The sequence below is a fragment of the uncultured Campylobacter sp. genome, assembly GCF_937959485.1.
Taxonomy (GTDB): Bacteria; Campylobacterota; Campylobacteria; order Campylobacterales; family Campylobacteraceae; genus Campylobacter_B.
In genome coordinates, this window is record NZ_CALGPY010000005.1 from 177,684 (window position 1) to 200,623 (window position 22,940).

Here is a 22,940-nt window from a genome sequence, read left to right on the forward strand (position 1 = left end):
AAAATTATTGTTAAAATTCAAATCTTAAACCTATAAATCCCTCGGATCGGCGATCTTGCCTGCGACGGCGCTAGCTGCGGCGATGGCGGAGTTTGCCAGATACACCTCGCTGCTGCGATCTCCCATGCGGCCGACGAAATTTCGATTAGTCGTGCTTATACAGCGCTCGCCCACGCCCAAAATCCCCATATATCCGCCCAGGCACGCGCCGCAGGTCGGGTTGCTCACGACTGCGCCTGCCTCGACGAAAATATCCCACAGCCCCTCTTTTTGCGCGGCCAAAGCGATCTTTTGCGTCGCAGGCGTGATGATGAGGCGGGTTTTGCGCGCGACCTTGCGACCTTTTAAAATTTGCGCCGCGATCCGCAGATCACTCAGGCGGCCGTTGGTACAGCTGCCGATAAAGACCTGATCGACGGCGATGTCATCGCGCACCGCCTCGCGCACGCTCTTGCCGTTGCTAGGTAGGAACGGATAGGCGATCACCGGATCAAGCTTGCTAACGTCGATCTGCAAAATTTGCTCATAGTTCGCGCCCTCGTCGGAGTAGTGAAATTTCGGCTCGGCGCGCAAGCTTTTATCCGCCAAAAATTCCTTCGTGATCTCATCGACCGCGACGATACCGCTCTTACCGCCCGCTTCGATCGCCATATTGCAAAGCGAAAATCTGCTATCCATATCCAGATACTCCAGCGCGTCGCCGCAGAATTCCAAAGCCTTATAGCGCGCGCCGTCCACGCCGATGAGGCGGATCACTTCCAAGATCAGATCCTTGCCGTAGATGTGCGGTGCGGGCTTGCCGCGAAAGATCACTTTGATCGTAGGCGGTACTTTAAACCAATTCTTGCCCGTTATCATCGCAAAAGCTAGATCGGTGCTGCCCATACCCGTCGCAAATGCCCCCAGCGCGCCGTGAGTACAGGTGTGGCTGTCCGCACCGATTATGACGTCGCCGGGCACTACGAGCCCTTTTTCAGGCATCAGCGCATGCTCAATACCCATATCTTTTTCGTCGAAATAATTTTTCAAATCGTGCTTGTAAGCAAACTCGCGTGAAATTTTAGCTTGGTTTGCGCTTAGAATGTCTTTCGTAGGGATATAGTGATCCATCACGATCGCAAAGCCGTCCGGGTTGGCGAGCTTTTTTGCGCCGCTAAGCTCGAACTGCTTGATCGAAATCGGCGTCGTGATGTCGTTGCCGATGACCATATCGATGGCGCTTTCGATGATCTGTCCCGCAAAAACTGCTTCGCCCACGTGCTCGCTAAAAATTTTCTCCGTGATCGTCTGCTTCATAAAATCTCCTTCGTATCGGTTAAATTTGCGCGATTTTAGCTAAAAAATCATAAATTTTTGCAATTTTATGTATAATTGAGCCGCAAGGAGCGAGACGATGGAAATTTTAGATATTTTTGCAAACCGCAGAAGCGTAAGAAAATACGCGCAGGGGCCGCTTGAGGACGAGGCGCTGGATAAAATTTTAAAAGCGGGCCTGCTTGCGCCGTCGGGGCATGCACGCCGCCCATGGGAGTTTATCCTCGTGCGCGACAAACGGATGCTTGAGCGGCTAAGCGCGTGCCGCAGCAGCGGAGCGAATATGCTAAAACAGGCCGCGGCCGCGATCGTCGTGATCGCAGATGAACAGAAACAGGACGTCTGGATCGAGGACTGCTCGGTAGCGTTAGGCTACATGCACCTTGCCGCAAGCGCGCTAAATCTCGGTAGCTGCTGGGTGCAGGTAAGATTGCGCACCGCTGCGGATGGACGCAGCTGCGAGGAGTTTTTGCGCGAGGCGCTGGGCTTTCCGCCAAATTTCAAAGCAGAAGCGATACTGGCCCTCGGCGTACCGCAGCGCAGCCCGAGCCCTCACGATCTGCAGAAGTTAAATTTAAGCAAAATCCATAAAGAGAAATTTTAACGCATATGAAGTATCAAAACTTAATTCAAATTTGCGAGTATCTACGCGCCAAACGCTTTCTTTCGCACATTAAGCGCGTAGGAGATAACCTTTTTAAAGTCTGCTTTGACGGCAACGAGACGCTGTTTTTCGATATGAATAAATCAGGCTGCAATATCCACGAAAATGACGCTTTTACCGAAGGTAAGGTTTACGCGGCGCCCTTTGACGTGCTACTTGCTAAGCGCTTCGTAAAATCGCGCATCACCTCCGTTAGCGTGCCAGAAAATAATAGAATTCTATGCCTTAGCGTAAGCCAAAACGCAAGCTACAAAACCCAAAGCTCAAATATCTACTTCGAATTTACCGGGCGCTTTACAAACGTAATAATCACTGATGAAAACGATGTGATTTTAGAGGCACTGCGGCACTTCGAAACGGAATTTAGGCAGATCAAAGTAGGAAGAAAACTCCGCCACCTACCGCCTGCAAATATTAAAGAAGCCCCCGTGCCAAAAATTTTGGACTTTAGGGCATTTTTTCGCGCGGAATTTAACGCGCTAAATGCGGATCGCTTAAACTCGCTCAAATCCGCAAAAATCACGGCGCTAAATAAAAAGCTAGACTCGGTGCGCGAAGCTCTAAGCTCTTTGCAAAGTAGCGCCGAACTACTGCGAAGCGCCGAGCTTTTAGGTGCGAAAGCCGCCTTGCTAAAAGAAAATATCTATAAGATTCCAACCAGCGCGCGAGAATTTATGCTGCAAAAAGGAGACGCAGAGGCGGTAGAATTTAAGCTGCAAAAGCCTGCAAGCGCCGCTTTGGGCGAGCTTTACTCCGAGGCGAAGCGTCTGCGCCAAAAGGCTGCTAATATCCATATCGAAGAGCAAAATTTAAAGGAGAAACTCGCGTTTTACGAGAATTTAAAATCGCTCATTCTCGCCGCACAGGACGCACACGAGATCGAAATTCTAATGCCTAAGCGCACGCAAACTAGGCAAAAAAGCAAGGAAAAAAATAGCGAATATGTAGCGAGCTTTTATCTAGGGGATTTTAAAATCAGCGTCGGTAAAAACGAAAAAGGCAATGAGCTCTTACTAAAAAATAGTTCCAAATCCGACTATTGGTTTCATCTTAAGGATATTCCAAGCGCACACGTCATCGTAAAGACAAATAAGCAAAGTCTAAGCGAAGAGGTGATTGAATTTGCTGCTAAAATTTGCGTGAGCTTCAGTGCAAGCGGCAGCGGAAAATATCTCGTCGATTACACCAAACGTCAAAATGTCAAAATCAACGAAGGTGCATTTGTAAACTACGTAAATTTTAAAACAATCAGCGTTTTAAAGCCGTAATAAGCGAGCTTGCGATATAATTGCTCAAAATAAATTCCAAGGAAATTCTATGAAGCAAAGAATAATCACGGCAAGCATTTTACTCGCCGTATTTTTGGCTCTAATTCTCATAAACGCTAGGTGGCTAAATTTCGCCGTATTTGCGTTGATACTCGTGCTGGCGTTTTTTGAAAGCCTCAAGTTATGGGGTCTAGAGGAAACTAGCAAAAAGTGGCTCGCGCTGGCGATCGCGTTTTTTGCGCTGCTACCATTTACGCAGACCGATGAGCCATTCGTCTCAGCGCTAAAAGTTAGCATCCTGATGATCCTATGCGTCGCCTCTGTCGTAGCCTTTACCAAGGGCCCCAGCCTAAAGATCACGCTTCCTTTCATCTATCCCGTTGCGCCGATATTTTTTATGTGGGCGGCCTATGATGATTTCGGGGAAGTTTTTCACTTCGTTTGGCTGATCTTTATTATCGTAGCTAGCGATAGCGGCGCATATTTTATCGGAAGAGCCTTTGGCAAAACTCCGCTAAGCGCTAGCTCGCCAAATAAAACCGTAGAAGGCGTGCTAGGTGGTCTTGCGCTCGCGCTTATCGTTAGCCTCATTTATGCGCGCATCTTTACCAATATGCCACCGCTTGAAATTTTAGGAAAAACCATCATCATAGCAATTTTTGGCGTGTTCGGCGATCTGTTTGAGAGCTACCTAAAACGCGCGGCGGGTCTTAAAGATAGCGGCGCGCTCTTTCCGGGGCACGGCGGGATCTTAGACCGCATCGACGGCTATATGTTCGGCGCAATCGCGATGGCGATAGTCTATTCATGGTAGTTTTAGGCTCCACGGGCTCTATCGGCACAAACACCCTAGACGTAGCCGCGCGCAGCGGCAGTATGATCGAAGCGCTTAGCTGCGGGCGCAATATCAAGCTTTTAAACGAACAGATCGCAAAATTTCATCCTCGTCTCGTCTGTATCGCGGACGCGCAGCAGAAAAGCGAGGTGGATCACGAGCGCGTATTTTGCGGCGCGGATGGAATTTTACAAATGCTTGCAGAGTGCAAAAGCACGACCGTCGTAAACGCTCTCGTAGGCTTTGCAGGTATGATGCCGAGCCTAAAAACCCAAGAGCTCGGAAAGAGGCTATGTCTCGCCAACAAAGAAAGCCTCGTCGTCGGCGGGAAATTTCTGCAAACGGATAAAATTTACCCGATCGACAGCGAGCATTTTGGACTGAAATTTTTGCTTAGCAATGCCAAAATCCCCGTTTCGCGCCTAATCATCACGGCTAGCGGCGGCGCGTTTTACGACGTTCCGCTAACGCAGCTGGGTTCGCTCACGCCGCAAAACGCCCTCAAACACCCCAACTGGAAGATGGGCGCGAAGATCACGATCGACAGCGCCACGATGGCGAATAAGCTCTTTGAGGTGATCGAGGCGTTTTGGCTCTACGGCATGCGCGAGATCGATGCGCTCATTGAGCGCACCTCGCAGATCCACGCGCTAGTCGAATTCGCAGACGGCTCCACGACGGCGCATATTAGCAGGGCCGATATGCGGCTAGCCATCGCGCACGCGATGTTTAGTGGCGACGTACGGGAGCAGATCACCGCACCTGTGGATCTGTGCGCGCTGCGACCGATAGAGCTTAAACCGATCGACGAGATGAAATTTCAAATCTTTACCCTCAAAGACGCGCTGTTAGCAAACCCCGATCTCGGCGTCGTCATCAACGCCGCAAACGAAGCGGGCGTAAATGCGTTTTTGCAGCAGCGGTGCCGCTTCACCGACATTGCGCGCGTCGTGCTAAAGTGCGCGGAGAAATTTAACTCGCCTAGCGTGACGGACGCAGAAGCGCTTGCGGCGGTGGATACGAGCGTGCGAGCGTATGCAAACGAATTGCTGAAATAAATTTTTTAATCACGGGATTTATGCTACAAGTTGAGCGTGGCGGCAAATTTCACTGCGCGCGGCTCGCGCAAGCAGCCGTAAAATTTAGTGGCTCTAAAACAGCGTGCGCCTATTGCGCCATATCTGGTGCAGATTTATGCTGTGCCGTAAGGTTGTGCCGTTAAATTTAATAAATAGAGGTTGGGCGTGGATATTAAAACCGTCATAGATTTAGAAAAGCAGCGTAAACGGCTCAAGAAAAGTCGCAAGCTTTGGAAAATTTTAAGTTACCTCGTAGCGTTCGTGGTTTTCGGTCCGATGCTTGCGCTCGCATTGATAATCATCTTTCTCGATTTTCCCAAACTCGATCTTGGCATAGAAAGCTTATCTTTTTTGGTCATGTCTATTTTAGCAATAATCGCCATGCGGGACGAATTTTACGAGTGGATTTTCGAGCGCAAAACCAAGCGGTTTTTGATGCGCTACAAAGAGCTTTATCTCAAGCCCTATATCGAGAGTCTGGGCTTTTCGTATAAAATGGGCGCGCTTTTTCAGGAAAAAGAGGTAAGAGCAAGCGAGATATTTGACGGATTTGATAGATTTCGCGCGGATGATCTGGTTTGCGCAAACGTGGACGGAGTGGATTTTATGTTTTGCGATATAAGGCTGGAAAAGGACGTCAGCAGGGGAATTTCATCCTTTTTTAAAAAAAGATACTTTAAATTTTTCGAGGGGCCCTTTTTTGTGGCAAATTTTAATAAAAAAATCCGCTCCGACGTTTTTGTTTTCTCGGATGCGGCGGCGCCCGCAGGCATAGATTTGCCGCCTTCGGGGCTGCCGCGCGGGCTATGGAGCGATCGCAAAATCCCGATAGATAACGCGGATTTCAATGCAAATTTCTCGGTTTACGCAAGCGATACGGTGGCGGCTATGTATGTCTTGACGCCTGCGATGATGGAGAAAATTTTATCTCTTAAACAGCTCGTGAAATCGGATATCTCACTGAGTTTCAAGCAAGATAAAATTTACATAGCGATAGCTCGCGGCGCCGATAGTTTCGAGCCGAGCTTGGATCAGCCGATACTTAATGCTCGAATCGCAAAGGATATCAAAGCTGATCTGGACACGATGCTGCAAATCGTAAAAATTCTAAGGCTGAATGAAAAAATTTGGACGTCTTAGCCGGGCGCAAGGCGGAGCGAGGCGAGCGGGCGAAATAAGACAGGGCAAGGCAAGGCGAGCAGATGAAAATAAAGCGGGGTGAAGCAAAGCGACTAGATAAAACAAAGCGGAGCAGAATAGGCTGCTGGGGCAAAACACGCGAACGCCGCGCAAGCGCGATAAAATTTCACGCGGGATTGAGAAATTTTAGTAATGGGATGAAATTCCACGCGGAGTTGCGGCAAGATCGTGAAATTTCGCGTAGAATTCGACGGGGTTTTACGTCACGGCGAAATCTTGGTATAGAATTTCGGCAGAATTTTACGAAAAATTAAAATTTGCTTGCTATTGAGAGATTTTTTTGATATACTGCCGTTTCTTTTTGGCCCCGTAACTCAGTTGGTAGAGTGTCACCTTGACATGGTGGAAGTCGTTGGTTCGAGTCCAATCGGGACCACCACTTAAGCTATTTTTAAGTTATAATCACTTCTTTCTATTTTTCTTTAATTCCTGCTTAAGTTGTTTTCAAATTTTAATCCACTTCATTTTCGCGCGCACCACCTGTCTTAAATTTAGTTATTCCGACCCCCTTCATTTTTATTTTAGATATAATTTTTCTAGAAATATTATGAGATTGATTAGCCGATGGATGAGGTAAATTTTATTCGGCAACCGATTAAATTTAGAAAGGAGTATCGGCGATATATGGGACAGTATGTTATAAAAACATTAGACTATTGCGCAGAAAAGGGACTGCAGCTACAATGGGAAAAGGACTTTGTGATCTCTGTCGATGCTTTAGGAAACGAAGTTACTATAAGGGCAAATAAAAGCGGACTTATATCTCTTGCCAGGCATTTGCTTACTTTAGCGCAAGATTCCGCGCCGAAACATTCGCATATACATCTGGATGAGTATAATTCGCTTGAGGAGGGCTCGGCGGAACTTATATTGGAGAAAATATGAACACAAATAGCTTCAATTTAGGTGGAAAAGAGTTATTATACTCCGCAATCAAAGGGATTGGGATCATATTTAATGGCGCTCGATGAATAACGGTATAGTGCGCAAAAGGAGAATAAATCAGTGCTACCGAATAAAATTTATATAAAAGACGATCCTCTAACTATCGATGAGGAACTTATGGGACATGAATATCATAAATTAGATATTAAAATTCTAGAAAACAAAAAGCTTGTGGTATTGGGTTTTACTACGAATTTGGCTATGTATTATTTCGCAAAAAACATTTTAACATCATCGTATAATGAAAGGGTCTCATACCTAGAGCTTTTTCCTTATGAATATTGGGTGGGAGGAGCGCGATTTGCAAAAAATAGCGCTCAACTATGCATAGATATAGAGGAATTTATTAAAATGGACGAAACGGAGTGTTATATAACGGATGATATGGATAAGTATAAATTTGAGCTGAATTTTAAAACATTCTACCAAAGCGTTACGCTTTATTTTCCTAGTACGAAGGATTACATAAATTTCGCCAAATATCTGCTAAGTATGAGTATCTACAATAGAAAAAATAGGGTAAAATTTTATAGCGAAGACTATACTTTGATTTTGCAATATTGCAGGTTTGTTATATGAGAAATTTAAAACGATCAGGAATAAAATTTATCTCATAGAGCCAAAATTTAAGGATCAGACGGTATGGCGCAAAACGCTATGAATGAAGCAGATCATAAGGAAAAGGAGCAGCGCAATGCTAGATAGAATTGCCGCTTTTTTGACAGGCATAATGTGCTTCTTATATCTTATAAATTTTACGGTACATAAACATGTAAAGATAGGCGAGAAATATATTAAATTTGATGATGCAGGTATTTTATGGGTATTGCCCGCAATCGCATTTATAGTAATAGGTATTTCTAGCTTTTATTTCGCCTTCCGCTCTGAAAAGAACATAAAAAGATACCCGGAGTATATGTGGTGTGCAGACTGCGGTAAATTTTACCGATACGAGGACGTCAAAGATACCGATCAAATTTGCCCGGACTGCGGCAAAAAGCTTACAGAGTATAATGACGGCGACTACTGGCGAAGAAACGCTCCTCATCAAAGCGCTAAAGCTCCAAAGCCTAAAAAGCGTAAATTTAAAAAGCGATGAAATTTTGATTTGTTATACGAGGAATATATAAAAATGCTAAATAGAAATTTCGCGTTAATCGGCTTTTTTGCTTTTTTTGCATGGGGACTGGCGGCCGCTCTATTAGGGAAAGTCGATATAAAACCCGGCTTTATGGCATCGGTAAAATTTGATAGCGCGTATCTGCGTATCATCATAGGAATTTTATGCTTTGCGGCGTGCGTTTTCTTTGCATATCTCGCATTTCGCTCCGAAAAAAGCATAAAATATTATCCTAAATTTATGCGCTGCAAAGGGTGCCTTAAATTTTATAATTTCTCGGACGTTAAAGATAGGAGGGTTTGCCCTAAATGCGGAGGCGAACTGCAAGATTATGCCGAGATAGAAAAGTGGAATCAAATAGAAAAGAATAAAAAGCTTGAGAAATATTATAAATTTGAAAAAGAGTGGCTAAAGAGGGTGCAAAATCGGCGCGACAAGGAATAAAATGCTAAATTATAAAAATATCGGCTCTATTTGTGAGCTTGACTCTTTGCCTAAAGGCAGCTCGGATATATATTTGCTTATCGGATCGCACTTTATGGATAAGATAGATATCTTTAGTAATATCCCAACGGATTTTCTTATAGGCGTAAAGTGGATATTCTTCTACGCAGAGAAAGCGTCGCGATTAGAAGATATCTTTGATGGTTTTATAGAGCGGCACGATTTATTGGATATCGTTACATTGTCATACGGAATCGATGAAAAAACAGAGCTTATAAATCTGTTTTTATCTAAGATTACTCCAACGACTATGGGCGTGTCAATATTGGATGAGAAAAATGCCGCCGAAAACGAGCTATTGCATGAAATTATAAAAGCCATAAATGATAAAAATGGCGATAAAAATTTAAAATGAGGTGAAATATGCAGCAAAATGAAGAATTGTATTATTTAATAGCTGGATTCATATACGATTGGTGCGATATAGAGCTGTTTTGCGATGAATTTTATAAGATGTACGATTTGGAATCGCAATATTGCGCAACCAATAAAGCGAAAGAGCAGGCATTAAAAGAATTGGGTATGATGACGGGTAGATTTTCTGAGTTTGATGAAGATTTTAAAAAGGCTCCTAACGTATTTTTTAAAGAAGGCGAGATAAGGCAAAAGGTAGAAGAAATTTTTCGATTATTTTCTAATATCAAAATTTCAAAAGAGGAATTTTTTAGATTTTTGAAAGAACAGAGAGGGCTAAATTTTCCGATTGGCGTTGATTTGGGCGAAGGCTATGTAATGTGCCCGAATTGCTCCAACGCAATGAAAGTAGATGAGCGCCAAAGCGTGATTACATGCGATAATAAATATTGCATCGCTAAGCTTATCAATCCTTTGGCAAAATTAACGCTTGCAGAGATTAAGAGTGGAAATGAATAAAATTTGATTTAGACAAAATAATTTAATACAAAATTTATGGAGAAAAATAGATGCTTAATTTAGAAGGACAGGAATTCCGCGTAAAGGGCATTTATGATAATATAGAAGAGGCTTCCAGCATAAAGCAGCAAAAATGTATTGGCTGAACGAGAACAACGTAGAGGGCTATATTTCATCGTATACAGAGCTAATGTGCACGCTTTTTGATGATTTTGATTTCGACGATTTTATAAAAAATGCGGCTTGTCGTTTAGGATTCCCGCCAAAACTTATAGAATTATTGCAAGAATTTAGAGATGCTATAAAAAATTATCAAGCCAAAGACGAAACCGATGATCGCGCCATTATAGAGGATTCAAATTGGCATATCGTAGTAGAAAAGGCGCGAGACGCCATAAAAGAATGGGAAAAATACGATTTAGGCTCGAATGATAGAACATTCAAATTAAATTAGGTAGTAAAAAACAAAAAAATAGGATTTTAATATGATAAAAAATGAATTTGAATTTTTAATTGCCTCCGTGCCGGATAGAGAAAAAGTAGTAGCCGAGATTTGGCATATGGACAGAGAGGCTTTAATAGAGATCAACCATGAAACGAATAAGCTTTTAGTCGCTGCTACCGAGACTCGGCATAATATCAATTTTTACGAGCTTATATGGGCGCTATATGCTGGGGGATTATGGCTAAAAGATGGGAATCAAAGACCGAATTTTGCGGAGCAGTTTGAGAAATTTTCAAAAAGAAACGGAAGATGCTCGGAAAATATCTTTAAATTTACAAGATATGAAAATAAAGTGAGTATAGAACATAAAGGCAATCTAATAGCGCATGTCATAAAAGATGGCGACGCCCTATCGGTAGGTTTGTTAAATTTTGGATTTGAATTAAAAGACTGCGTAGAGCTCGAAAATTTCGTATGGGCTTTGAAAAATTCCAAAAAGCTGCTAGATGGCGCAGTCGTCTAAGTATCGCGGCAAAAACATCTATAAAGGACAATAAAATGACTAATTATTTCGTAAGAAAAGAAAGCGCAATAAAATTAAATAAGCTTTTGGGGTTAGATTCGGCGGGAGATGAGCAAGATTGGGAGCTAGAATTAGCAGACATTGGCAAAATTACGTCTATGCTAAATCTACTAGAAAACAAGACACTAAATTTCTACGACAAGATTGCTCTGTTGCATTTAATTGTCGCTTCGTTTGAGAAAGAGGATGAAGAGCTGGGCGCGGTAGACAAAGATAGGATTAAAACATTTGCCGACTTTCTGGACGATAACTTGCAAATCAAAAATATCATACGAGAATACTGGGTAGTTGCGTATGGGAATTTGAGTAGAAATTTAGCCTATTTGATCTTTGGAGATAAATAAAATTTTGAGCCTATCCATAAAGTATAAATTTTTGAAATTCTAAACAACAAGCGATTAGTACATACCGATAGGTGCTAACAGAATTTTACGCACAGCTCTTTCAAAACAATTCCAAGATAACCTAGAAATTATTTTTTACAAGCGGCGGATGAAGCGATGCGTGCCAAGCTATAGCGACCAAGAAAGGCGCTGGTGGCAAAGACTCAAATTATTTAACCCAGTCTAAATTTAACCCGCTCCGGCGCATTAAATTTCGCAATAAATTTACGTCACGGCGCTCAGGCATCGCCAAGCCCGAGCGCCATTAAATTTTAAATTTAAAACTGTCCGAAAAGATCGTTCAGCGCCTCGCTGATGCTAGGATGCGTAAAAATTTGATTTTTGAAAAAGTCCGCCTTCGCGCCCAGCGCCATGGCGATCGCCAGCTCATTAACGATCTCGTGCGCGTTTACGCAGTGAAGCGCCGCGCCTAAAATTTCGCCGCTAGCCGCGTCCACGACCGCCTTCATCATTCCCTCGTCGTGCGCTACAACTTTGGCGCCAGGCACCGCCGCCATCGAAAGCTTCAGCACCTTGATCTCGCGCCCGCTCGCTCTTGCTTTGCGTTCGCTAAGGCCGATGCGAGCTAGCGGCGTGCGGGTAAACAGCACGCTTGCATGCGGTGCGCGGTTTTTCGTAGTGCGCGCGCCGTCCCCGAAAAGCGCGCTAAAAATGATCCTAAAATCATCCAGGCTCGTGTAGGTAAACATCTCGCCGCCGCGCACGTCGCCTGCCGCGTAGATGCCAGCAGTAGAGCTTTGCAAATGCTCATTCGTGATGATATTGCCGTGCGCGTCCGTCTGCACCCACGCAGCGGCTAAATTTAGGTCATTCGTATTCGCGCGACGACCGAGGGCGTATAAAAACGCATCCGCCGCGATCAGCCTGCTCTCGCCCGCGAGGTTAAATTTCAGCTCGCCGCCCTTTAAACTCAAAAACTCGCAGCCCTCGACAATCTCCACGCCTTGGGCCTGCAGAGCGGATTTGACGCTGGCAGCCACGTCCTCATCTTCGTTTTTCATAAATTTCGATCGCATCAGTACGCTAACTTTCGAGCCGAACCCTGCAAACATCGAGGCAAACTCAAGCCCGATAAATCCGCCGCCGATGATTACTAGATGCTTCGGCAGGATCTTTAAATTTAAAATTTCTTCGCTACTATAAGCGATCTGCGAGCTTACCTCAAAGCTAGGCTCGACCTCCCTCGAGCCCGTATTTACGACGATCGTTTCTGCCGAAATTTCACGTGTTTGTCCGTCAGGACTTAGCACGCGCACGGAATTCGCGCTCGTAAATGAGCCCTCGCCATCGATTACATCGATATTTGGGCTTCCCTTTAGCATGGCTAAATTTTTCGCCCTCAGCGCCTCTACGAGCTCGTCCTTTTTCTGCATGCTCAGCACGAAATACTCTCCGAGCACGCTGAAATTTACGAAGCCAGCTTCCTTGCTCGCCGTAACTAGTCGCTTGGTCGGGATGCAGCCTACGTTGATGCAGGTGCCGCCGTACATTTGCGGCGAGCGCTCGATGAGAGCGACCTTTTTACCTAGCGCGGCGGATTTTGCGGCAAGGGTTTTGCCTGCTTTGCCAAAGCCTATTACGATGATATCATAATCCATTTTTAATCCTTTTGATCTGAAATTTCGCGGGATTATAAGAGGTTTTATTAAATTTAAAATCTGAGTGGCGCAAATTTAAAGGCGCAGGCAAGCGGCGCGAAATTCCACGACGAAATTTTAACTTCGGCACAGAATTTAATACAGAAAATAAAAATTTCAGCTCTAATCGTTTCAAAAATTTTGCATCAATAGAATTAAAATTTTAAGTGCGGGATACGTGGCATTTTATAGCGCTTGGTAACGGATAGAATCCAAGCTATAAAATCCAAGTCCCAAACCGCTCATAAAATTTAAAGGTGCGAAAAACGCGGAATTTGCGCTGTAAAATTCCGCCATTAGCGCTTTTTTACGCCGAGCAAAAACATATCGATGCGATCCTTGATTAGCTCGCTCGCTTTGAAATTTAGCTTTTCGTCGAAAAACAGCAGCCTGCTAAAATGCGGCTCTCTAAGCAAAAAGCAAAAATATAGCGCTAGGCTTTTTGCCGTGCGCCCAGGCGCAAACTCGTCCGCATGCGCCGCCAAATACTCATCCAGCGCATTCGGCGAACCTAGCACGCCGCTTTTTAAAAAGATTTTTGGGCTCTCGCTAAGCGCTCCGTTAAAGCCGCTGAAAAGTATCAGCCGGTAGAATTTTATCGCCTCCGGAGCAAAAAGAAACTCCAGATAAATCCCTGCAAACTCCTGCAGATACTCGCGCAATTTTAGGTCTTTATTGATTCGCATGCGCTCGTTCATTCGCTCATCAAGCTTTTTGCTTTGCAGTTCGATGATGCGCAAAAATAGGCTTTCTTTGTTATCAAAATACTTATAAACCGACGATAGCGAGCCGCCGCTAAGCTCGATGATATCGCTTAAGCTCGTAGCCTCGTAACCTTTGGCTAAAAACAGCTCCAGCGCCGCGTCTAAAATGAGCTTGCAGCGAATTTCGGATTTTTTATATTTAGGCGATTCGGGCATTTCGCCTCCTTTGAAATACTAAAATTTTTTGTAAGTGTATAAAAAATATACTTAATTAAGCAACATTATTAGGCCAAAATTCTAAAAGCTTAGCAAAAAAATAATTTGCGCGGCTTTTGCGAGCGAAGCGAAATTTTATATCTAGCGGGCGTAAGCGAGCGGAATTTTATCGCGCGCCAGCTGCGGTAAGGCGGAATCTATCTTTGTAAACGAAGCGTTTAATGCCTATTTTAGGCAAATTTCGCAATAATTGCGTATCAAAGCTGAAAGGCAACTTTGTATGAAAAAAGTCTCGATCGGCGAAGCAGCCGAAATTTTAGGAATTTCAAAAGAAGCCGTCTACAACCGCATCCGCAGAAATTCCTTGCGCGCCGAGGAAAGCGGCGGCATACGCTACGTGCTTTTAGATGATGAAATGCAAAGCGAGCCCGCTTCGCAAAACTCTGCGAAAAGCTCGCGCACGGGCGGCATAGCAGGCACTCAAAGCTTCATCGACTATCTCATCAAAGAAATCTCCGAGCTAAAAGGTAAAATCGAAGCACTGCAAAGCGATAAGGATAGGCTTCACAAAGAAAAAGAGGAAATTTTAATCGCCTCAAAAGATGAAATCAAACTTATGTATAAAGAGCGCGACGAGAAGCTCAGATATTTTTTGTCGTTTTTCGACAAACCGCTGCTTTCGAGCAAAAGCCGCGAAGCCAAACCCTACGATGTCGAAATCAAAGAAAAAACCTTCGATCGTAGCGAATGGACGAGCCTTGCAAAATTCGTAAAATCGCTCAAACGCAAAAAGCGCCCAAAAGCGCAAAGCTTAATCATCGAAAACATCGGCAAGAGCGAGTTTATCCGCGTCGAGGGAAACGAGCTTTTGATAAATCAAAGCCTAGATATAAAATCACTGAAAGGATCTAAATGAAACTACGCAAAATCGCTAGCTATGCGCTGGTAAGCGGCTTCGGGCTCGTTATGGCGGGCTCGTTAGCAGGCTGCGACGATAGGGGGCAAGAGCAAAATGTCCGTCTGCAAGAAGGCGCGCTCGTGCGGCTCGAAGAGGTCGCGCCGGGAAAATATAAAATTTTAGAGGAATTTCCGAGTGAAAAGACCCAGATCATCTTAAAATCGCTCGACGGCACGGAGAGAATTTTAAGCGATGAGGAGACCAAAGCCCTTCTGGCCGAGGAAAACGCTAAAATCGACGCCGGCACTTCAAATTTAACCAACCAAAACGCGCAGCTTAGCAGCGGCGGCATGAGCCTGGGCGAAGCAATCTTGGCAAGCGCTGCGGGTGCCATCATCGGCTCGTGGATCGGCGGCAAGCTATTTAACAACCCTGCCTATCAAAGCCAGCGCCAAACCGCCTACAAAAGCCCGAGCGCCTACTCCAGAAGCGTAAATAGCTTCAATCAAGCAAAGCAGCAAAACGATAAGGCGCGAAGCGGTAAGAGCGGATTTTTCGGCGGAAGCAAGAGCGGCAAGAGCGGCGGATTTTTCGGCGGCTAAACACGCTTTGAAACATACGGCGGCTCTGCGCGGCGAGTTTAATTTAAAGCGTAGAATTTTAAAATTTGCGCGAATTTGGCATTGATTTGACGCAGGTTTTGCAAAAGCGCACGATGAAGCTCGGCTAAATTTCATCGCTTCTGCCGCGCCCGATCCGCGTCGTCTGCGTGCCATTTAAATTTAGCCGCGCATCTCGCGTGGCTTAAATTTACGCACGATCGCCGCGCATGATCTACGCTAATTAAATTTTGCCGTGCGCCTTGCGCGCTTGAAATTTACGCGAAGACGTATGTGTATCAAAACTAGCAAAAGCCGCAAAAATCGCGGCACAGATGAGTTAAAATTTTAAAAAAAAGGATAAAAATGCAACTAAAAAAGATAACGCCGTTAAGCAACGAATATCTCGAAAAGCTCGGCTTTTACTGGCACACGGATGCAGACGAGACCCCTTACGTCAGCGACGAGATCGTACGCGTGAGCGCTGCGGAGGCGGATGCGTATTATGAGGCCGCAAACGAGCTATACGAGATGTTTGTCGCGGCTGCGCAGCACGTCATCGACAATAACCTCTTCCACGAGCTCGGCATCCCCTTCAATCTCGTTGATCTCATCAAACAAAGCTGGGAAAACGAGGTGCACTGGCACCTATACGGGCGCTTCGATTTCGCGGGTGGGCTGGACGGCAAGCCAATCAAGCTGATAGAATTTAACGCCGACACGCCCACGGCGGTATTTGAGACAGCGATCATCCAGTGGGCGATGCTCAAGGAAAACGGCATGGACGAGGCGAGCCAGTTCAACGACCTTTACGACGCGCTGCGCGATAATTTCAAGCGACTCGTGGTGCTTGACGGCGAACTTGAGGATTTTTCTAAATTTTACGAAGGGTGGAAAATTTTATTTAGCAGCGTCGCGGGCAACGTCGAGGACGAAAAGACGACGAAGCTTTTGCAGCAGACCGCGGAGGATGCGGGCTTTAAGACGCGCTTTGCCTACGTGGACGAGGTGGAATTTAACGACGAAGAGGGCGTGTTTTTTGACGGCGAAAACTACGAGTATTGGTTTAAGCTGATCCCTTGGGAGGCGATCGCGATCGAGGAGGGCGAGCTTGCGATACTGCTAAAAAACATCGTGCAAAATCAAAAGGCGATCATCCTAAATCCCGCATACACGCTGCTTTTCCAAAGCAAGGGGATTATGAAAATTTTGTGGGATCTGTATCCGAACCACCCGCTGCTGCTGCAAAGCTCCTTTTCGCCGATCATCGGCAAAAAGATGATCAAAAAGCCGTTTTTGGCGCGCGAGGGGGCGAATGTGGCGATTTTCGACGCGGGCGGCAAAAAGATAGAGGAAAACGGAGGCGACTACGGAAATCAGAAATTTTTATATCAGGAATTTTACGAGCTAAACAAAGACGAGCGCGCCCAGAGCTACCAAGCGGGGGTGTTTTTCGCCTACGAAGGCTGCGCGCTGGGCTTCCGCAAGGGCGGCGAGATACTTGATAATCTCTCAAAATTTGTGGGGCATTATATCGAGGACGCGAAGTAGCGGCGCGGCAAATTTTATACAATTTGAGAAATTTTAGGGCGGCGGCTCTTGGCGATAAATTTGGCGGTAAGGCTCTCGCGGCGGTAAATTTTATCGCCGCTCAGCAGTAAAATTTAACGCTAGGTGACTATGGCAAAATTTAACGTAGCGGCGCGACCAAAATTCTGCGCGGATAAAATTTCGAGCAGGTTAAATTTGCGTAAGTTGAAATTCCGCGCGGAGCAAGATTTGCACGAGCTAAATTTTAAAATTTATACGCGAGCGGTAGAGATGAAATTTATCTCTCGCTTCTGCGCAAATTGAAATTTTAAATTTAGACGCAGGTTTCAGCGGAAGTAAAATTTACCGCTTGCTTCGGCGCGAGTTAGAATTTTAAAATTTAACGCCCCACGCGCCGCTGAGTTAAATTTCGCGAGAGCAGAATTCGCGATAGTTAAATTTTGCAATAGTAAAATTTCGCTAGAGCAAATTTACGCAATAGCTAAATTTGCAGAGTTAAAATTTTGCCGTTTAAGCGCTGCGCTCCGAATCGCGCAATGGAATTTAGCGGCTAAATTTAGCTGCGCGACTGCGGCTTAAAATTTTAAAACGCAAAGGGGAAAATATGAAGATCGTATGTTTGGATGCCGCGACGCTTGGAGGCGATGCCGATCTTAGCGAGATCGCGAGCTTGGGCGAGTTTGAAAGCTACGAGATGACAGGGCCCGCACAAACCGCGCAGCGCCTAGCCGGCGCGGGTATCGTCATAACCAACAAAGTCTTAATCACGGATGAGATCATGGCGCAAACCGCGCTTAAGCTGATCTGCGTCAGCGCCACGGGCACGAATAACATCGACATGCAGGCCGCGCAGGCTCGCGGCATCGCGGTGAAGAACGTGGCGGGCTATTCGACGAACAGCGTCGTGCAGCAGACATTCGCGTCGCTGTTTGCGCTAACCAACGCGCTCGGATACTACGCGGATTACGGCAGTAGCGGCAAATGGTGCGAGAGCGAAATTTTTACTCACATTGACGCGCCCATCAGCGAAATTTACGGCAAAGAATTCGGCGTCATCGGGCTTGGACAGATCGGCGCAAAGGTCGCCCGCATCGCCGCCGCATTCGGCGCGAACGTGAGATACTACTCCACCAGCGGCGCGAACGATAACGGCGAGTTTGCCAGAGTGAGCTTGGATGCGCTTTTGAGAGCTTGTGATATCATCTCGATCCACGCTCCGCTAAATGAAAAAACGGCGGGATTGATCGGCGAGGCGGAGCTTGCGAAGATGAAAGAGGGGGCGATCTTGATGAATTTCGGCCGCGGCGGCATCGTGGATGAGGACGCGCTGGCTCGCGCCGTGGACGAGCGAGGCCTACGCACGGCGCTTGACGTGCTGCAAACAGAGCCGATGAAGGCGGATCATCCGCTGCTGCGAGTAAAAAATCGCTGCAATGTCATCATCACGCCTCACATAGCATGGGCGAGCATAGAGGCTCGCAAGCGGCTAATAAAAATGATCGCGCAAAATATTAGAGATTTTATGAGCGGCAAATGAATGCAGTTAAAACGCCAAAGCAAATTTAACAAAATCAAGATGCGACGCAAGGCTTAAAAAGACTCTGCACATAGTATTTCAGAGCGCTACACATAAAATTTTATTAGCTGAAAAGAAGCGATACTGCTTCGGGTAAAATTTTAAATTTACCCCGCGAATAAGCTATTTCTCCGCTTTGAATTTATGGATTTATCTTTTCTTGCAAATTCTTTTTATGCTCATCCAAAATCCTGTAACTATAAAAAATAACACAGAAATCGCCGCTACGCAAAATAAGAACTTGCCCGCCTCGCCGAAGATATAGCCCGAATGCACGCTCAAAACGGCTTTATGTATAGCAAAAGGGCGCGGCATGGTGCTTTTCGCATCATCATAGCGAGCATGCCGCAAGATGCCCTTTTTAACGTTCACGCTCATCGTATTCATATGCTTTTTGCTCTCTTCGCCTTTATCAAAATAAAAGATCATAAAATTTTCTCCATCTTTTTGGGCGATAATATTGAAGAATTCGTAGTTTTCACCGCGTTCGCGCTTAAAAATATCAAGTGCCGTCTGCAAATTTAAAATTTTATCTTCATCCTCGAGCGAAAATCCTCGCACTTCGGTAAAACTCGTTTTTCTAAAAATTTCCTTTTCCCCTAGCGCTCTGTTGGTGATTTTGGCTATCCAATCATACGACCAATAAAGCCCGCTAGCGCTTATCGTAAGCAAAACAGGTAGCAGCAAAACTCCGACCACGCCGTGCAAGCTATATAAAAACGTGTAACCTCTCGCTTTAAAATTTATCCTAAATGCGCGTAAAATCTTTCCTCTAAAACTAGGATAATAGATCACCACGCCTGAAATTAAGACCAAAATAAACATAACCGTGCTAAGCGCCACGATATTTTTGCCTATTAGCCGCAGAGTTTCGTTTTTGCTTAGCCCAAATCCCAGATTAGTATGTAGATTTAGCGCTACGCCGATAAACGTATCGCCTATATTTTCCGAAGTAATTTCGCCGTTATAAGGATCTATAAAATATGATTTAAACTCGCCGCTAGAATCTGTGCCGGAAAGCCTAATCGCCTCATTTTTATTTTGAGGAATTCTATAATAACTGAGCGTAAAACCGGGCTTAGCTTTTCTGAAAATATTTAAAATTTCGGCGGGTTCGAGGGCATCTTTTCCGCTCGGGCTCACGAAAGATTTGCTTTGATTTAACGCATCTATAATCTCATCATGATACGAGATAATAGCGCCGCTAAGGGCTACGATTAAGATTGGCACGCAACACATAAGCGTCAAAACAAGATGGACGTTGAACCAAAATTTTTTCCTTTTTAGAATCGCCATTAATTTCCTTAAATTTTAAATCCGCGGACGAAATTTATGCGCTGCGAATTTAAAAGTTCACGTTAAATCCAACCTGCGCCTTCATCCCGTCTACGACCATCATTTGATAATTTCCCGAGCGCGTTAGTACGAATTCGTTGAATATGTTATAAAGCGTAAAATTTAAACTTGCGTCTTTTGTGAGCTTATAGCTCGCGCCCAGATCAAAAAGCGTGTATGAGCGGATATCCTCATCGTAGCTTAGGCTATCGCGCGTCCTACTATAATAATTTATTTGCGACCATAAGTTTAGCTTGGAGCTTACGTCGTAATCAAATCCTAGCTTTACCGAATGGATTGGAAAATTATTTAAGGTTTTGCCCTTCTCGCTACCCGTTTTTTGCTCGGATTTCGTATAGGCGTAGTTTGCATGCAGCTTCAAATTATCTAAAATTTGATAATCGCTACTTAGCTCTAGACCCCTAACCTCAGCTTCTCCGATATTTATAGTGTCCCAAATACCGCGTCTGTAAGTTTTGCCGTTATGCACGCAAGGATTTCCCGGTCTTGGACGGCAAATTAATTTCGTAGAAATTCCATCTTTGATTTTGGTATAAAACGCAGTAGCGCTAAAGTTAAATTTATCGTTATCGTCGTAAGAAAACCCGCCTTCGTAGCTTATGCTGCTTTCAGGCTTTAAAGAGCTTCTGCCTATCTGCGCTCCTTGTCCTCCTGCAAACGGCAAGGCAAGGCCCTCGCTACGCTGCTTAATATCCGGAGTTGAATATCCCGTCGAAACGCCGCCTTTAATAGAAAAACTTTCGTTTAAACGATAAACGGCATAAGCGCGCGGCGATATATGGCCGCCATAGTCCTTATCGCGGTTATATCTGATTCCGCCGGTTAGTGTTAAATCGTCAGTTAGATAAAAATCATCCTCGCCGTAGATCGAATAATCCCATCTTTTGACATTTGCCTCATCTGCGGTAGTAGCGGCTTCGTTTAATCTCTCGCTTCGGTATTGCACGCCCAAACTCAAAGCATTTGAATCGAAAAAATATGAGCCTTTAGAATTTAGCGTAGTCGTTCTAAGACGCAGATCCTGGGCGCCGCTTTCTTTCATGCTATCGTAGTTTGCATAGCTATCTATCATAAACTTATCGTATTTTCCCTGATGAGACAGGCTTGCGGTGTAGCCTTTCATATCCTCTTTCGCAATATCGTTATTGCCTCCCGAGGTTGTTCGCGTACGCCCGTATGTACGCCTAAATTTATTATTTACTTTACGATAATCAAGCGTTACCTCATCATTTTGCGTTACGTTATACATCAGTTTTGCGCCTATATTCGTCTCTTCATTGTTTCTATTCGCATAAGGCTCTTTATCCTCTATCTTTTCAAAAAATCTGCCGTAAAGTGCGATACCTAGCACGTCTGGGACAATTGCTCCGTTTAGATAAAAACCCGTTTGATAATCACCTTTTATTTGCGATTTTTTAGCAAAAGTATAGTATCCGTTTACATTGCCGCTAAGCTCATTTGAAAAGCCCTTGGTGATGATATTTATTACTCCGCCCATAGCGTCGCTGCCGTAAAGCGAGCTCATAGGACCGCGGACGACCTCTATGCGCTCTATCGCATTTGCGGGAGGCAAGAAATTCTGACTGCTACCAATACTTCTTAATCCTTTATAAGCGCTATCGCTGGTCGCGGGCTTGCCGTCGATTAAAATTTTTGTATACTTTTGAGACAGACCTCTTAGGCTTATGCCTTTTCTAGATGCAGCGCCTAGCGTTGCGGTAAAGGCACTCGGCAAATCCTCTACCATTGCGGAGATATCTTGATAGTTACGCTTTTGTATCTCTTTTTGCGTAAGAACGGAGATGGAAGCGGGTGCGTCTTGAATATTTTGCCGATAGCCCGTAGCACTGACTACGGTAATTTCGCCCAAATTTACACTTTTGCCCTGTTTTTCTATCTCACTCGATATCCCGGCTGTCGCTATAGCAGCAATCAGCGATAATTTATATATTGCGCGCACAAACGCCCCTTTTCTTATTAAAATTTAAACTCATTTTACTATAATAAGATATGCATTATCAAGAAATACTAAACGGTAGAGGGATTTTTTTAAACGCTAAAGGGATAAGATGAGTAAAGAGATAAGTTTAGATGATTTTTTGCAAAAAATATCTAACGACATTGAGCCGTCCAAGCAATGCAGGTATAGCAAAACCGAGCTTAAAAGCGAAAGTATAAAATTCAACTTTAGCTCTTTTTATACGGGCGGAGAGATAGGATATTATAGCAGCGATATAATTTGCAGAGATTTTCTTTTGCATCGCCACGAGCGAGGTAGCCGCTATTCATTTTTATTTTTCAATACGGGCGAAAATCCTATCTGCTTCAGATCGGATAAAGATCAATTCGTCTTGAATAAAGGTGAGTTTTGGCTCGGAACTATGCAAAGCAAATTGCGTGGCGTTCACGAGCTTGAAAATAAACACTATAAAAGCTCATGCATAGCGCTTAGCACCGCTTTTGCAAATGAGCTGGGAATTTTAAAAAATTTGAATTTAGATCAAGCCGTTTGCATGAAGAAATTTAAAACAAGCGCCGTGCAAAATATCATCCTTAAAGAAATCGAAAATGCCGCGATATACGACGGCAAAATGCGCGAAATTTTTATGGAAAGTAAAATTTTAGAGATGCTTTATAGAAGTTTTTATAAATTTAATGAGCCCCAAAATGCGCTTAGCCTTGATGAAAATCGCATAAAAACAGTTCAAAAAGCAAAGAAAATATTACTTGAAAATATGCAAAACCCACCTAGCATTAAGGAGCTCGCTCGTCTTTGTGCCACGAATGAATTTGCACTAAAAAGGGATTTTAAAGCATATTTTGGCATGACCATTTATGCGATGTTGACAAATGAGCGGCTTGGAATTGCAAAAGAGCTATTAAGTCTAGATCAAATCAGCGTAAACGAAGCTGCTAAAATGGTCGGATACAATAATTTATCGCATTTTTCTAAAATTTTTAGGGCTAAATTTAATATACTGCCGACGCAACTGAAAAAGGATATAAAATTTTACTACTCGGATTAGAATTTTGCGCGACCGACTATCTTTTAGAAGCCACATTCTTTCGCAACCGCATATCAAAATCTCATAAAATTCTATATCGCAACCAAGCCCGCAAAAATACGGAATTTAAATTATAAATGCCGCCGAAGCCTTGACGGCAAAAA

General features: G+C 44.5%; 25 protein-coding genes and 1 tRNA gene. 21 read left to right on the forward strand and 5 right to left on the reverse strand.

Annotated features, from left to right (window positions below; genetic code table 11):
- Nucleotides 1-30: 30 nt before the first annotated feature.
- Nucleotides 31-1,296, reverse strand: a complete 1,266-nt coding sequence (locus Q0380_RS02805; protein ID WP_298959889.1) for a 3-isopropylmalate dehydratase large subunit — start codon at nucleotides 1,294-1,296, stop codon at nucleotides 31-33.
- 97 nt (nucleotides 1,297-1,393) lie between these two features.
- On the opposite strand from Q0380_RS02805, the gene Q0380_RS02810 reads away from it, so the two are divergent.
- From Q0380_RS02810 to Q0380_RS02880, 15 genes are all read left to right on the forward strand, one after another.
- Nucleotides 1,394-1,918, forward strand: coding sequence for a nitroreductase family protein (locus Q0380_RS02810; RefSeq protein WP_298959892.1), 525 nt, complete (start codon nucleotides 1,394-1,396; stop codon nucleotides 1,916-1,918).
- A 5-nt stretch (nucleotides 1,919-1,923) separates the two neighbouring features.
- Nucleotides 1,924-3,246 carry an NFACT RNA binding domain-containing protein gene (locus Q0380_RS02815; RefSeq protein ID WP_298959895.1) on the forward strand — a complete coding sequence of 441 codons (1,323 nt, stop codon included), beginning with the start codon at nucleotides 1,924-1,926 and terminating at the stop codon, nucleotides 3,244-3,246.
- A 49-nt stretch (nucleotides 3,247-3,295) separates the two neighbouring features.
- Entirely contained in the window at nucleotides 3,296-4,060 is a 765-nt protein-coding gene (locus tag Q0380_RS02820) for a phosphatidate cytidylyltransferase (RefSeq protein ID WP_005872778.1), read from the forward strand.
- The gene (gene dxr, locus Q0380_RS02825) at nucleotides 4,054-5,139 is read left to right on the forward strand and encodes a 1-deoxy-D-xylulose-5-phosphate reductoisomerase (RefSeq protein WP_298959900.1); all 1,086 of its coding nucleotides are present in this window, start codon (nucleotides 4,054-4,056) and stop codon (nucleotides 5,137-5,139) included. The genes Q0380_RS02820 and dxr overlap by 7 nt, the downstream gene beginning before the upstream one ends.
- A 186-nt stretch (nucleotides 5,140-5,325) precedes the next feature.
- Complete coding sequence (locus Q0380_RS02830; protein WP_298959903.1) at nucleotides 5,326-6,300, forward strand: DUF3137 domain-containing protein; 975 nt, start codon at nucleotides 5,326-5,328, stop codon at nucleotides 6,298-6,300.
- Nucleotides 6,301-6,663: 363 nt separating this feature from the next.
- Nucleotides 6,664-6,739 (forward strand) — tRNA-Val (locus Q0380_RS02835).
- A gap of 245 nt (nucleotides 6,740-6,984) precedes the next feature.
- Nucleotides 6,985-7,245 (forward strand): hypothetical protein, encoded by a 261-nt coding sequence (locus Q0380_RS02840; protein WP_298959906.1) that lies wholly within the window; start codon nucleotides 6,985-6,987, stop codon nucleotides 7,243-7,245.
- A 120-nt stretch (nucleotides 7,246-7,365) separates the two neighbouring features.
- Complete coding sequence (locus tag Q0380_RS02845; protein ID WP_298959909.1) at nucleotides 7,366-7,884, forward strand: hypothetical protein; 519 nt, start codon at nucleotides 7,366-7,368, stop codon at nucleotides 7,882-7,884.
- Between the two features lie 115 nt (nucleotides 7,885-7,999).
- Nucleotides 8,000-8,404, forward strand: coding sequence for a hypothetical protein (locus tag Q0380_RS02850; RefSeq protein ID WP_298959912.1), 405 nt, complete (start codon nucleotides 8,000-8,002; stop codon nucleotides 8,402-8,404).
- Between the two features lie 33 nt (nucleotides 8,405-8,437).
- Nucleotides 8,438-8,869 carry a hypothetical protein gene (locus Q0380_RS02855; RefSeq protein WP_298959915.1) on the forward strand — a complete coding sequence of 144 codons (432 nt, stop codon included), beginning with the start codon at nucleotides 8,438-8,440 and terminating at the stop codon, nucleotides 8,867-8,869.
- Between the two features lies 1 nt (nucleotide 8,870).
- Nucleotides 8,871-9,284 (forward strand): hypothetical protein, encoded by a 414-nt coding sequence (locus tag Q0380_RS02860; RefSeq protein WP_298959918.1) that lies wholly within the window; start codon nucleotides 8,871-8,873, stop codon nucleotides 9,282-9,284.
- An 8-nt stretch (nucleotides 9,285-9,292) separates the two neighbouring features.
- Nucleotides 9,293-9,802: a hypothetical protein gene (locus tag Q0380_RS02865; protein ID WP_298959921.1), complete on the forward strand. Its 510-nt coding sequence runs from the start codon at nucleotides 9,293-9,295 to the stop codon at nucleotides 9,800-9,802.
- A 133-nt stretch (nucleotides 9,803-9,935) separates the two neighbouring features.
- The gene (locus Q0380_RS02870) at nucleotides 9,936-10,256 is read left to right on the forward strand and encodes a hypothetical protein (RefSeq protein ID WP_298959924.1); all 321 of its coding nucleotides are present in this window, start codon (nucleotides 9,936-9,938) and stop codon (nucleotides 10,254-10,256) included.
- Nucleotides 10,257-10,287: 31 nt separating this feature from the next.
- Nucleotides 10,288-10,770 (forward strand): hypothetical protein, encoded by a 483-nt coding sequence (locus tag Q0380_RS02875; protein WP_298959927.1) that lies wholly within the window; start codon nucleotides 10,288-10,290, stop codon nucleotides 10,768-10,770.
- A 35-nt stretch (nucleotides 10,771-10,805) separates the two neighbouring features.
- Nucleotides 10,806-11,174: a hypothetical protein gene (locus Q0380_RS02880; RefSeq protein WP_298959931.1), complete on the forward strand. Its 369-nt coding sequence runs from the start codon at nucleotides 10,806-10,808 to the stop codon at nucleotides 11,172-11,174.
- Nucleotides 11,175-11,491: 317 nt separating this feature from the next.
- On the opposite strand, the gene Q0380_RS02885 is transcribed toward Q0380_RS02880, so the two are convergent.
- On the reverse strand, nucleotides 11,492-12,832 hold the full coding sequence (locus Q0380_RS02885; RefSeq protein WP_298959933.1) for an FAD-dependent oxidoreductase: 1,341 nt from the start codon (nucleotides 12,830-12,832) through the stop codon (nucleotides 11,492-11,494).
- 335 nt (nucleotides 12,833-13,167) lie between these two features.
- Nucleotides 13,168-13,791 carry a TetR/AcrR family transcriptional regulator gene (locus Q0380_RS02890; RefSeq protein WP_297897019.1) on the reverse strand — a complete coding sequence of 208 codons (624 nt, stop codon included), beginning with the start codon at nucleotides 13,789-13,791 and terminating at the stop codon, nucleotides 13,168-13,170.
- Between the two features lie 280 nt (nucleotides 13,792-14,071).
- Here Q0380_RS02890 and Q0380_RS02895 point away from each other — a divergent pair, with 280 nt between their 5' ends.
- The 5 genes from Q0380_RS02895 to Q0380_RS02915 all read left to right on the forward strand — a co-directional run bounded on the left by Q0380_RS02895 (nucleotide 14,072) and on the right by Q0380_RS02915 (nucleotide 18,376).
- Nucleotides 14,072-14,707 carry a helix-turn-helix domain-containing protein gene (locus tag Q0380_RS02895; RefSeq protein WP_298959935.1) on the forward strand — a complete coding sequence of 212 codons (636 nt, stop codon included), beginning with the start codon at nucleotides 14,072-14,074 and terminating at the stop codon, nucleotides 14,705-14,707.
- Nucleotides 14,704-15,291 carry a UPF0323 family lipoprotein gene (locus Q0380_RS02900; protein ID WP_298959938.1) on the forward strand — a complete coding sequence of 196 codons (588 nt, stop codon included), beginning with the start codon at nucleotides 14,704-14,706 and terminating at the stop codon, nucleotides 15,289-15,291. Before Q0380_RS02895 ends, Q0380_RS02900 begins: the two co-directional genes overlap by 4 nt.
- Nucleotides 15,292-15,654: 363 nt before the next feature.
- Nucleotides 15,655-16,839, forward strand: coding sequence for a glutathionylspermidine synthase family protein (locus Q0380_RS02905; RefSeq protein ID WP_298959942.1), 1,185 nt, complete (start codon nucleotides 15,655-15,657; stop codon nucleotides 16,837-16,839).
- 129 nt (nucleotides 16,840-16,968) lie between these two features.
- Entirely contained in the window at nucleotides 16,969-17,142 is a 174-nt protein-coding gene (locus tag Q0380_RS02910; protein ID WP_298959945.1) for a hypothetical protein, read from the forward strand.
- Nucleotides 17,143-17,443: 301 nt separating this feature from the next.
- Entirely contained in the window at nucleotides 17,444-18,376 is a 933-nt protein-coding gene (locus Q0380_RS02915; protein ID WP_298959948.1) for a D-2-hydroxyacid dehydrogenase, read from the forward strand.
- Between the two features lie 189 nt (nucleotides 18,377-18,565).
- On the opposite strand, the gene Q0380_RS02920 is transcribed toward Q0380_RS02915, so the two are convergent.
- Together Q0380_RS02920 and Q0380_RS02925 are read right to left on the reverse strand one after the other, a co-directional pair.
- Entirely contained in the window at nucleotides 18,566-19,711 is a 1,146-nt protein-coding gene (locus Q0380_RS02920) for a PepSY-associated TM helix domain-containing protein (protein ID WP_298959952.1), read from the reverse strand.
- Between the two features lie 49 nt (nucleotides 19,712-19,760).
- A complete protein-coding gene (locus Q0380_RS02925) occupies nucleotides 19,761-21,731 on the reverse strand; it encodes a TonB-dependent receptor (RefSeq protein ID WP_366806607.1) in 1,971 nt (656 codons plus the stop codon).
- A gap of 109 nt (nucleotides 21,732-21,840) precedes the next feature.
- On the opposite strand from Q0380_RS02925, the gene Q0380_RS02930 reads away from it, so the two are divergent.
- A complete protein-coding gene (locus Q0380_RS02930; protein WP_298959958.1) occupies nucleotides 21,841-22,797 on the forward strand; it encodes an AraC family transcriptional regulator in 957 nt (318 codons plus the stop codon).
- Nucleotides 22,798-22,940 lie beyond the last annotated feature (143 nt).